Source organism: Arcicella sp. LKC2W, assembly GCF_034931005.1.
Lineage (GTDB): Bacteria > Bacteroidota > Bacteroidia > Cytophagales > Spirosomataceae > Arcicella.
Genome location: NZ_JAYGIN010000001.1, coordinates 297,729 through 311,473 on the forward strand (window position 1 = coordinate 297,729; position 13,745 = coordinate 311,473).

Sequence of the window (13,745 nt, forward strand, 5' to 3'; positions counted from 1 at the left end):
CCAAGCCAATTTTTTGATTGATGAATAGTTAATAGAGAATAGTTAATAGTCGTTGCAGTAAAATACTGACTTCTGCAACAAACTATTAATTATTCTCTTTCAACTATTCTCTTTTTTAGTGTAACACACCAGAGAAACGTCCGCTATTAGCTTTCCACAAACTGTTATCCATAAAGTTTGAATCTGCATCAAGGTTGAAGTCACTCAATAAATACACATCAAAACTTCCTGATAAAGATTTCCATAATAATGAATCTTTGAAGTTGACATCGTAGTTATCATTAATTGTAGCTTTCATACCTTCACCTGCAAACATTACGAATTTGCTACCAACTGCTTTTTGTCCGAATGATGGAGGGTTTGTCAATTGATAACTTTGTGTTGCTGTAAAGTCATAAGTTATTTTACCAGAAGTCACAGGAACTTTCGTTGCCGACATCACACCCATGTGGTTACGATGTTCTACTACTACATAATATGACCCATTTGGTACAACAAAACATGGATTTGTGAAAGAAATGTGTCCGTCATTATGTAATAAACCTGCTGCCTTAAATACCTGACCCAATAAAGTTGAGTCTGAACGAAGCGATACCAATACCCAGTCCACAACTGTACTTGCATAAGCAGTCATTACTTCTACGCCAGCATAATTGAATGGTGCAAGATTAAATGGTTGTCCGCCAACTGTTGGCACTGCAAAGCTTCCAACAGGAGTTTGTCCAGGTAATAATCCACGTTGATTTAAAACAGTATTCATCAATCCAGTAGAAGAACTATATGGCCCTTCAAGCAATACTTTAAAGTCAAACGTAATACATGGTTGGTCAAGCACGGTAATATATGCAGTAGCATTAGTACATAAACTTGGGCTTCCATTATCACAAACTTTATACGTAAACATATCAGTCCCGATAAATGTGGCATTGGGCGTATAAGTGTACATACCATTTGTTTGGAAAGTAACACTACCATTTGTTGGATTTGTCAGTTTAGTAAACGTCAACACTTGTCCAGCATCTGGGTCACTATCATTAGCAGCCACTGTTGATGAAACAGGCGTATTCTTAGTTGTCAATTTATAATCGTCAATGGCAACTGGAGGGTTGTTTACTGTTACTGGTACAGACGCATTAGGGTCTTTCACAAGGATTGTCACCACAGCCGTATCACATTTTGCTGTATTTGAAGCATCACAAACTTTATATTTGTATGAATCTATACCCACAAAAGTTGAATTTGGCGTGTAAGTCATTGTACCATTCGCATTCGTAACCACTGTACCATTTGTAGGATTAGTAACCGCTGTTGGATTACCCAATAAACCAGCCAAATAAGTATCATTTACTTTTACAGGAATACTTACCGCAGTACCTTTTAGCGTAGCCGAATTATCATCCAAAGCAACTGGTAAAGTATTAACAGGCAATGGTAAAAGAGGGTCTATCACTGTAAAATATGCCGTTGCATTAGAACATAAACTTGGCGTACCAGAATCACAAACTTGGTATGTAAATGAATCATTACCGACAAATCCAGAATTTGGAATATAAGTATAAGTTCCATTTGGAAGGAACGTTACTGTACCATTTGTTGGATTTGAAGTATTGCTATATGTCAATGTCTGACCTGGGTCAACATCATTGGCAGAAACAGAAGAAGTAACGGTTGAATTTTTATTCAACGTTTTAGCGTCATCTGTAGCAACTGGTGGCTCATTTTTAACAATATTATTTGGTTCTGTTACAGATATAACCACACTTGCCATACTACAAGCCGATGGAGTACCCGAATCACAAACTTCATATTCAAGAACATCCTCACCTGTTGAACCTGGATTTGGCGTATAAGTAAGCGAGCCATCAGGATTTACAACCACAGTTCCTTGTGTTGGAGGAGTCGTGATTGTTGGTTTCTGTAATGGAGTTCCTTCAGGGTCACCATCATTTGGCAATACATTCACAGTAACTGGCTTATCCTTTGGTGTTGTCGTCACATCTGGATTGACAACTGGAGGTAAGTTTGTACCTGGCATTAATTGCTGAGTAATTGTGATGGTTACTTTTGCCGTGTCACACAATGAAGGCGTTCCATTGTCACATACTTGATAACTGAAAGTATCCGTTCCAGTAGCACCTGCATTTGGTGTGTAAGTATAAGTACCATTTGGCATTACTACCACTGTTCCTTTTGTTGGTGTACTACCAGCAAGTGGTCCAGTTACCGTCAATGGATTACCATCTGGGTCAGTATCATTTGTCAATACACTACCAGAAACAGGAACTCCAACTGTTGTTGAGTTCAAGTCATTTGTAGCAATTGGAGCATCATTTACAGGTGTTACCACAAATGGAACATTTACTGTTGTACAATTTCCAGCGGCATCACAAACTTTCACACAAACAGTATCTTGTCCTGTATAATTTGGAAGTGGCGTATAAGTCACACAAATTTTATGAGGTATTGTGCTATTATTTACCGTGATACTGCTTGAACCATGTTTAGGAGCTGCACATAAAGTAACCGTATGAGTGTCGTTAGCATCAGGGTCAGTGATTGGTAAACATACCGTTACTGTTCCATCTTCAGGTACTGAAGTTGGAGCTGGCGGTGTAACCACTGGAGGGTCTGGTACTGCTGTTACTATTACAGGAACTTTGATGGTAGTACAATTTCCATAATTATCACAAACTTTTACACACACAGAATCAGTACCTGTAAAGTTTGGATTTGGCGTATAAGTAGCACAAACTTGGTGCGGAGTTAAAGCATTATTAATGCTATAAGTCACTGTTCCATTCAATGCACCGCAAGGTGTCACTGCATGAGTATCACCAGCATCTGGGTCAACAATATTCATACAAATCGTTATTGGCGTTCCATCTTCAGGCATTGTAGGCGTTGTTGTTGGAGGAACAATAACTGGTGTTGTCGAATTAGTATTTGTTACTGTCAAATAAACAGTAGCATTACTACACAAACTTGGCAAACCATTATCACATACTTTATAGGTAAATTGGTCTGTTCCAACAAAATTGGTATTTGGTGTATAAGTATAAGCACCAGTTGTTGGATTAAAACCTGTAATTGTACCATTAGTAGTAGTTGTTAATTGCGTAAATGTCAATGTCTGACCAGCATTAGGGTCTGAATCATTGGTAGCTACTGTACCCGAAATTGGTACATTTTTAGATGTTTGCTTACTATCATCAACTGCAATTGGAGCTTCGTTTACTGTTCCTGTACCTGTATTTTTAGGCGTAAGCTCTATTGTTACAGTGGCAGAATCACATTTTGATGGCGTACCATTATCACAAACAACATATTTGAAAGTATCAGTACCTGTTGCCGTTGGGTTTGGTGTATAAGTTACCGTTCCATCTGGATTAACCGTTGCTGTACCTTTTGTAGGTGCAGAAGTAGGTACAAGCGTTGGCATTCCTAATGGATTACCGTCTGGGTCTGTATCGTTTGCCTTTACCGCAATAATAATTGGTGTTCCAGTTAGCGTAGTAACGTTATCGTTCAATGCCACTGGGTTTCTATTTACACCAGGAATTGCGATTGGGTCAGTTACTTCAATAACAACCGTTGCTGTATCACAAAGCGAAGGAGTACCGTTATCACAAACTCTATACTTAAACGAATCTGTACCAACAAACAATAAACTTGGCGTATAAGTATATGCACCATTTACACCTAATGCCACTGTACCATGAGCTGGAGCAGTTACTGGAGTTGTCGAAACAGTCAAAGTTTGTCCTGCATCAGGGTCTTTGTCATTTGTCAACACATTACCAGATACTGGCGTTGCTTTATTGGTCAAATTAACATCATTAATTGCCAATGGTTTATCATTTACAGATGTTACCGTGACAGGGATTTTCACGTCCGTACATAAACCAGAAGCATCACAAACTTTTACACAAACTGTATCCTGACCAAAGAAATTGGTAAAAGGCGTGTAAGTAACACAAAGTGTGTGCGTTGTATTATTAATGGTTGTCGTTACTGTTCCATTTTTAGGAGTTGCACATGGCGTAATTGTATGTGTATCTCCTGCATCTGGGTCTGTAATTGGCATACATACCGTTTTTGAAGCAGAATCTTCTGGCATCGTAAACGGAGGAACAATTACAGTTGGAGCGTCAGGTGTTGGTGTAACTGTAATTGGCACCATCACATTTGAACACTTTCCGAACGAATCACAAATTGTTAAACAAACTGAATCTTTTCCTACGTAATTAGCATTCGGCTTATAATTCAAGCATACTTGATGTGTTGTGTTATTTACTGTTGGCGTAGCTGTTCCATTCATCGGAGCACCACAAACGGTTACTGTATGTGTATCATTTTTATCAGGGTCTGATATTGGTAAACACATCGCCGTTGTTGGAGCGTCTTCTGCAACTGTTTGAGGAGTTGGAGCAACCACTGGGCTATCTGCAACTGGTGTCACTACTACAGGAATCAATACGTTTGTACATAAACCTGCGGCATCACAAACTCTTACGCAAATAGTATCTTGACCAACATAATTAAGTGCTGGAGAATAAGTTACACAAATTTCATGCGTAAGGTTATCTACTAAAACAGTAGCCGTTGAGCCAGATTTTGGCGTAGCACATAATCCTGCGATATGCGTTTCAACAGGTAAATCTGGGTCTGTAATTGGTAAACAAATAGTTTTTGCGGCTGAATCTTCAGGCATTGTTATTTGCATTGGAACTAATACTGGAGGGTCATTTACAGGTGTTACTGTAACTGGAATTTTCAACGTAGTACATCCTCCACTATTATCACAAACTTTCACACAGATAGAGTCTGTTCCGCTAAAATTAGCATTTGGTGTGTAGCTCAAACATACTTGCTTCGTAACAGGGTTTGTACTTGCAATGGTTGTTGTTCCGCTATTTGTACCACAAACAGTTGGTGTGTGAGTATCAGTTGCATCTGCATCTGAATACGTTACACAAATCGTAATCGGTGCTGTTGCATCTTCTGGCGTTGTTGGTGTAACGGCAGGAGGCGTAATCACTGGTAAATTATTCGGAGCTGAAGACACCGTTAAATATACCGTTGCCGTATCGCACAATGAAGGCGTACCATTATCACATACTTTATACGTAAACTTATCAGGGCCTGAATATCCTGTATTTGGCGTATAAGTATAACCACCCGTTGGCGTAATTGTTACTGTTCCGTTTGTTGGAGCCGCAATTGGTGTGGTTGTATAAGTTAATGTTTGCCCAGCATTCGGGTCTGAATCATTACCAGACAACGTACTTGTCAAAGCTGTATTTTTAGGAGTAACTCCTACATCATCGCCTGCAATCGGCTTATCATTTGCCGTAGTCGGATTATTATCTACTGTTACATCAATCGTAACTGTGGCATTAGTACAAGCCTGAGACGTACCATTATCACATACTTTATAAGTAAAAGTATCTTGTCCACTAAAACCTGAACTTGGCGTATAAGTATAACTTCCATTTGGTAAAATAGTTACAGTACCATTGGTAGGGCTACTTACAGGCGTAGTGCTTGCCGTAAGTGTCTGTCCCGCATTTGGGTCAGAGTCATTAGATAAAAGATTTCCAGAAACAGGCATACCCACAGTTGTCTGATTTACATCAGGCATTGCTACTGGTGGAGCATTTACCCCACCAATTGGAGGATTGGGTAAAACTGTAATTGATACCAAAGCAGTATCACATTTCTGAGGAGTAACGTTATCGCATACTTTATATTTGAATGTATCTGTACCTGTAAAACTTGCATTCGGAGTATAAGTATAAGTTCCATTAGCATTCAAAGCAAGCGTACCATTCATTGGACTGCTCACTGGAATTGTTGTTACTACTAATCCCGAACCAATATCATTTGTCAAAACTTGACCACCAACTGCTGTATTAATCTGCGTAATATTAATGTCATTTACTGCCAAAATGGGCGAACAATACGTAGTCATACATGAACTAACATTTCCAAAATATCCACCTGCCGCTACATTGGCTTGTTTAAAGTCAAAAGCAGGGTTAGTTGAAATGTCATAAACCTCATTCATACCTGTTACTGGGAATGTCTTGTCGTCATCCCATACTAAATCAAAGCAATTATTACCTGTCACCACGTTAAATTTGATACAGGCAACTGTCATCCATGATGTTCCTACTAATTTTGCTCCTTGATTTGAACCAGAGTAAAATGTATTTAACGAAACTATCCCTTCCGTAGGACCTTCTCCAGAGCCGTTTAGGTTCTGAAAACCATAATTAAAATCGCTTGACGGAGCCTTTGCCGAAAAATTTTCTTGACTTACCAAACTTGTGGCAAAAGTGGGTGAAGTACCCAAAAGCCTTAACTGAGTAGTCTTAAATCTAAAACGATAGTTGGCATCTCCCATCAGGAAGGTGTCGGCGATTGATGTAGCCCGAACTTGTACTGCAATGGTGAGCATTTGGGGTGAGACAGAACAATCAACATTTTTGACTGTAAATCTCACATCGAATTTCCCCGCTGCTACGGGATGCGCACCACTCTGAGCCCGGGCGGAACTAATGACTCCCCAAAAGAGAAGCATAGCTGGGAACAGCATTGATAGCAGTTTTTTCATGTGAACGAATTGTTTAGGTTGTTACTAATTGTATAAAATATCCACTTTAATCTGGCAGGAAAAAGTGTTGGATATGCAGTTTTAGTTGTGAATTATGATTTATGAATTAGTGATTTTACCCAAATTCATAAAATAGCATTTATTAAAAACGCTTGCATAAATCCACAAAAAGAAAAGATGTTAAATTTTTTAATGAATATTTAGAGAGGAAAAAATTGATTTGAGAATTAGTGATTTGATAGAAACCTACAAATCACTAACTCACAAATCTTAACTTATTTTAATGCACCACACCCGAGAATCGTCCATTATTGACTTTCCATAAGGTATTATCGGCATTATTTACGTCAGCATCAAAGTTATAATCACCGTACATGTAGCGGTCAAAAATACCAGACTGTCCTTTCCATAAGTTTGAATCAGCCGCATTAATATCAAAATTGTCATTTGTCAGAGCCTTTTTAGGGTCGCCTGCATAAAGAACATATTTTGTACCAACCAATTTCTGACCATAAGATGGTGGATTTGTATGAGCGTAAGAATCCTTAACGGTAAAGTCATACGTCAATGTTCCAGAAGTTACAGTCACTTTCTTATCGCTCATTGCTCCCATGTGGTTACGATGTTCTACTAAAATGTAGTAAGACCCATTTGGAATACTAAAACATGGACTTACAAAAGTAATTGTACCATCTTCACGCAATAAGCCTGCTGCTCTGAACACTGGTGTACTTGTCAATGAATCAGTTCTTAATGATACCAAAACCCAGTCAACTACATTGCTCGGATACCCACCTATTGGCATAGCTTCTGTACCCGAATAATTCCAAGGTGCCGTTGAATATGGCTGTCCATTCGGTGTAGCCACACCATTAATACCGATTGGCGTTTGTCCTGGTAACAAGCCTCTTGTGTTGAGGAATGTACTCATCAATCCAGATACTGAATTTAAAGGCCCTTCCAAAATTGCTTTTAGCGTAAATGTTACACAAACCGTATTTAAAGGGTCAGTAACATTGATATAAACCGTTGCAGTATCACACATCGCAGGCGAACCATTATCACAAACTTTGTATAAGAAAACATCTGTACCTACAAACGTTGCATTTGGAGCATAACTGAATGTACCATCAGAGTTTACAGAAACGATACCATTAGACGGTAATGAAATAGTGGCATAACTTAACGTTTGTCCAGTATTTGCATCATGGTCATTTAATGAAATATCACCATTTACTCCTACTCCTTTGCTCGTAGTATAAGCGTCATCATTGGCGACAGGTTTGATGTTTCCGCCTGCACTATTGTCTGGCGTAACTTTGATTGTCACATTGGTAGATGCACATTGTACTGGCGAACCATTATCACAAGCTTTATAAGTGAAAATATCAGTTCCTACAAAACCATTGTTTGGCGTGTACGTATAAGCACCAGTGATAGTATTAAATGTTACAGTACCATTGCTCGGATTCGTGAGTTTTGTATAGCTCAATATTTGTCCAGCATCGGGGTCACTATCATTGTTAGCCACTGTACCACTTACAGGCGTATTTACCAAAGTCTGATTTACGTCTGCCATCGCAATTGGTGGATTAGTAGGCGTTGCACTTGGTGCATCAGTTACAGTAATATATACCCAAGCTTGGTCACAAACGGCAGGAGTTTGGTTATTACAAATTTGGTAACGTACTGAATCTTTACCTACAAAATTGCTATTTGGCGTGTAAGTATAAGCTCCCGCAGTTCCTAAAGTAAATGTACCATTTGCCGCAGGTGTTAATATTGTAATTGCTAATGGCAAACTACCTTTATCATCATTCGTTAAGATATTTCCAGTCGTAGCTGTATTTTTTGGCGTAATGTTTATGTCATTGATAGCCAAAGGATTTTCAACATCTAAACACGTTGCAGCACCACGCATTACATTACTACAATATCTTTCAACTCCATCAAAACTGATTGCTTGACCTGGGTTATAACTCAAATCTGCACCCGTCCAAGTATCAGGAGTTGTTGAACCTTGATTTTCATACAATTTCAAGTCTCCTGTACAAGTGTTCGGGCAACCAGTCATTTCAAATAAAACATATTCAGTATTCGAAGTAATATTTTGCAACACAGGAGCAGACGATTTACCAATCACAAAATAATCATCTGGTAAAGCCGTTGCACTTGCCGTAGCAGTACGAATACTGGTAAATAAAGCAGTAGAAGCAGTATTTGGATTTGTATTATTTACTACCGAAGTAGCTCCACCCCAATCTCCAATTTTTGTATTGACATTACAAATACTGAATTGTTTTCCACCAACACCTTTCGGAGCTTTGATGGTTACTTGTCCTGTATTGAAATATACATTGTTATACGTATTTGGAGAAATCATACCTACTTCAAAGGTATTTGTCGTTCCTGCTTTTGTTCTTACAAACAAACTAATCTCACAAGTTGGAGCTGGCCCTACCTGAATATTTACCGTAGCCGAAGCACAAACTTGTGGTAAAGGAGTATTCTTACAAACTTGATAAACAACTGTCACAGTTGAACCTGCTTCTGCTGCTGTTGGCGTGTAAGTCATCATACCCGTAAGCGGATTAAATGCTACTGTACCTGCCGCTGTACCACCTGTTTTGGTAATACTTAGGTTTGCACCTGCCAAGAAATCATCATTTGTCAAAACATTTACTGTTGAAGGAATTCCTAATGGAGCATTCAACGCATCATTCGTTGCCGTAGCTGTTCCTTTGTTAGGGTCAGTGCTATTTGGATTACCGTCATTGTCACAGTCAGCAGAATTCCAAGCAACCGAAGGCGTTAAAGTTTGGCTTGAAGGAATGAAGCTACACATATTTAATGGGTCTGTTCCATCAATTTTTTCTTTACCGTTGGTTACACCGTCACCGTCGCAGTCAGCAATATTCCAAGCCGTAGATGGAGCAGTATTTTGATTAGCCAAAACAAAACTACATGAGTTTGTAATGCTTGTTCCATCTAATAATTCTTGAGAATCTGGTACACCATCACCGTCTGTATCTGTTAATAAAACAGGGTCTGTACAAGTGGCTGCACCTCTTTGAACGTTACTACAATATCTATCAACACCATCAAAACTAACTTCTTCTCCTGGATTATAATTTAAGTCTGTTCCAGTCCAAGCATCTGCATTAACTTTCCCTTGATTTTCATATAATTGTAAATCTCCAGTACAGCTATTCGGGCAGCCAGTCATTTCGAATAAAATGTATTCTGTATTAGGCGTAACGTTTTGCAGTACAGGAGTAGCGGTTTTACCAACGATAAAATAATCGTCTGGCAAAGCACCAGAAATACCTGTTGCATTTCTCACGGTAGTAAAATATGCCGTTGATGTTACACTCGGATTGGTGTTATTAGTTGTAGTTGTTGCACCTCCCCAATCACCAATTTTTGTATCAACATTACAGATACTCAGTTGTTTACCTCCTGAACCTTTCGGTGCTTTAAAAGTAACTTGACCTGTATTGAAATAAACATTGTTATATGAATTAGGTGAAATCATACCTACTTCAAATACATTTGTCGAACCCGTTTTTGTTCTAATAAAATAACTCACTTCGCACGTTGGCGAAACGGCATCAAATACTCTTGGGTCAGTTTCGCCAGCATCAACAATACCATTATGGTTGGCATCTTCTGCTCCATCCAACAATCCGTCGCCATCAGTATCAATAGCTAAAGGATTGGTATCACCAGCATCAATTCTACCATTTTTGTTGGTATCTTCTATTCCGTCAGGCAAACCATCACCATCGGTATCAGCTTTGGTTGGGTCTGTTTTGGTTGTTGGGTCGGCATCAATAATAAAATTGCCTGCTCCTACATTTGTACCTAATAAAGGCCCAGCACCGTCAGGGTCAGCAATAGGAGTTACTACGCCTACTTCTGTACCGTCTTTGATGCCATCACCATCGGTATCAGCTAATAAAGGATTGGTTTTGGTACTTGCCGTTAATGGCCCAGTGCCGTTTACTTCATCCCCATCACTGATTCCGTCATCGTCTGAATCTAAGTCATTTGGATTTGTACCCAAAGCTAATTCTTGGGTATCAGTTAAACCGTCTCCATCAGTATCAGCTAATAAAACCGAACACGCTGCCGTGCCTCTTGTATTGTCGTTGGCTTGATATTGGTCAATACCGTCAAGGCTGATTGATTGACCTGGATTGTAGCTCAAATCACTACCATTCCAAGTATCTACACCATTTTCGTATAAACTTAGTGTACCCGAGCAAGTGCCTGGGCAAACCGACAATTCAAATAAAATATACTCAGTATTAGCACTGATATTGACAGCTAATGGGGAACTGGTTTTGCCGATGATAAAATAATCATCGGGCAGTGCAACACTACTGGCGGTGGCATTTCTAACTGTGGTGAAATACGGCGTTGCAGTAGTATTAGGGTTTGTATTATTTACAACAGAGGTAGCCCCGCCCCATTCTCCTATTTTGGTATTGACACTACAAAATGCCATACCAGATTTGGGAGCTTTAAGCGTAACTTGTCCTGTATTAAAATATACATTTGAATATGAACCAGAGGCAATCATACCCACTTCATAGACGTTTGGGCTTGCAGCTTTACTTCTGACAAACAGTTTTACATTTTGGGCAAAACCTGCTTGTGCTAATGCCAGAAAGCTCAGCAAAAGTGCAAGACACCAAGACTTGATTATGTAAAAAGGACTTTTCATATCTTGGAACATTTTAGATAAAACCAAAGGTTCATGGTATTTTAGGCGTTGTTTAGGGAAATTGTAAAAGCATTTTTTGAACTTCCCGAAAGGTTAAAGCTTTCGGGAAGTTGCTATACGAACTCCCCTAATTTCTAAGGAATTTGTTCTAAGATTATGAAAGATGGACTTTTACTAACCAAGTTGGCTGGGTGAGTAAGAATATTTACCATAATCATATCTACTTCGTTTGAAGGTCCTTGATACACAACTGTTCCAGTTAAGTTTACATCATTGCGAGTATATGCCGTTTTTACAAAAGTGGTTGTTTTGGCAGTATTGCTCAGGTCGTTATAGATATAGTTATAAATTGGTGAAACATCACTTGATGTTCCTGAATAAATAACTTGGTTATCTCCTGTTGTATTTCCTGCCCAAAGTGCTAATCTTCCATCACTCAATACTTTTTGAGGATTTGTACCATTTGTCAAAGTTGATGGTAATGAAAAGTCAATTAGACCAACTGCTGTGGCAAAATTCAATGCCGTTTTAGTCATTACACCCAAGTGATTACGATGTTTTACCGATACGTAATAATTGCTTACTGAAATCCCTGTAAATGTTACCGCCGAAACGCCATCTGTGGCACTTACAACGTCTCCATCTTTCTGAATTAAAGCTGATTTACTCGCAATTACGGTGCTTGGTGTTGTTGCATCTCTCAATTCAACTACAACCCAGTCAACAATCGCATTATTTGGGTCTGAAACCGCTAAAACTGAACTTGATACAGTTTCGCTACCACCTCCGCCTGAATGGATATAACCCAATGCAGTATATGGTTCTGTGGCAGGAATCAAGCTTTTTGTACGTAATTGGTCTCTCATTAAGCCTGCACTTTGGTAACCTCCTTGTAATAAAGCCTTTACACTTACTACTGTATTTCCTGCTACAACCACTGCAATTGGAGTCATTGGTGTTGCTGGATTATTTGTGGCATTGTTAGAAGGTTCATTTGGAGCACTCGTTGTGGCATTAAACTGAGGATTTGTACCAACTGTGCTTGCCAAAGGAGTTACAGGAATATTAATTAAAGCTGTATTATTTGGCAAAACATTACTAATTGGCCCTGGGGTTGAACAAGTTACCGTTTGTCCAGAAGTTGTACAAGAACTACCATTACTCAAAAAGCTTGCAGGAGCAGTTGTTCCTGTTGGCAAAGTAAAAGTTGTTGTTATAGGCCCTGTTGCTGGAGCTGAACCAATATTTGTAATTGTTACAGGAATATTACTCGGCATACCCACCGTCAAAGGTGTTGATGGCTGACCAATCGTTGTTGTTAAATCTGGTACACCTGCAATTGGCGTTAAAGGTGTCATTGGCGTTGCAGGGTTGTTTCCTGTATTTGCAACAGGTTCATTAGGCCCTGTTGTTGTAGCCGTAAATTGAGGACTTGTGCCTGCTGATGCTGGTAAAGGTGTTACGGGAACATTAATTAGAGCAGTATTCGTTGGTGAAACATCACTAATTGGTCCTGGAGTCGAACAAGTGACAATTTGTCCAGAAGTTGTACAAGAACTACCGTTACTCAAAAAACTTGCTGGAGCAGTCGTTCCAACAGGAATATTAATGGTTGTAAGAATTGGTCCAGTCGCAGGAGCAGTTCCAACGTTTGTAATCGTTACAGGTATGTTACTTGCTTGTCCGACGGTAAGTGGTGTTGAGGGTTGACCAATAGAAGTTACTAAATCTGGAGAAGTAGTAACAGCCACAGGACAAGCGGCACTCATATTATAAGTGCTTGCAAAATGGTTTGTACCAATTCCGCCTGTATAACCTTTTACACTAAAATACGAACCAATATTCAATGTACCTCCAGCTGCGGTTTGGCTTCCTGCTGGAAGAATATCCAAGCTTCCTGTACAAGTACCAGTAACATCAAAATTAAATAATTCTACCTCAGTTCCAGAGGTGTAGTTAATAGCGGTAAAGTCACCTGCTGGGGTAATAACAAAAAAGTCCTTTGCCAGCGGAGCTCCACTCACAACATCACCATTATTTCGGGTGGTGGTTGATAAATCCCAACTTCCTGAAGGACTGACCGAAGTAACTGTACCAATGGTCAAGTTTCCTGTAGAAGCCATCAGGGTAATTTGAGAACTACCATCTGTTAATTTAGGATTGGTAACCGCAGCTAAAGCCGAAGTTGGTGTCAAATACACGTGGTATTTATTATCAACAGCGAGATATCGGAGCGATAAAGTAACTTGACCAAATGTTTTTCCTCCTAAAAACATAAAGAACAAAATCAATAACTTATTGAAATTGAGTATGTATCTTAATTTTTCCATTTGAATATCAATTTTAATATGATTTTAATTATTGAAATAACTGGGTGCATAACAGAAGCTATACACCCAG

Annotated in this window: 3 protein-coding genes; all 3 read right to left on the reverse strand. The window is 39.1% G+C overall.

Annotated elements, in window-relative coordinates:
* Window positions 1–115: 115 nt before the first annotated feature.
* Window positions 116–6,616 carry an Ig-like domain-containing protein gene (locus tag VB796_RS01205; RefSeq protein WP_323344682.1) on the reverse strand — a complete coding sequence of 2,167 codons (6,501 nt, stop codon included), beginning with the start codon at window positions 6,614–6,616 and terminating at the stop codon, window positions 116–118.
* A 280-nt stretch (window positions 6,617–6,896) separates the two neighbouring features.
* On the reverse strand, window positions 6,897–11,345 hold the full coding sequence (locus VB796_RS01210) for an Ig-like domain-containing protein (RefSeq protein WP_323344683.1): 4,449 nt from the start codon (window positions 11,343–11,345) through the stop codon (window positions 6,897–6,899).
* 134 nt (window positions 11,346–11,479) lie between these two features.
* On the reverse strand, window positions 11,480–13,675 hold the full coding sequence (locus VB796_RS01215) for a hypothetical protein (RefSeq protein ID WP_323344684.1): 2,196 nt from the start codon (window positions 13,673–13,675) through the stop codon (window positions 11,480–11,482).
* Window positions 13,676–13,745 lie beyond the last annotated feature (70 nt).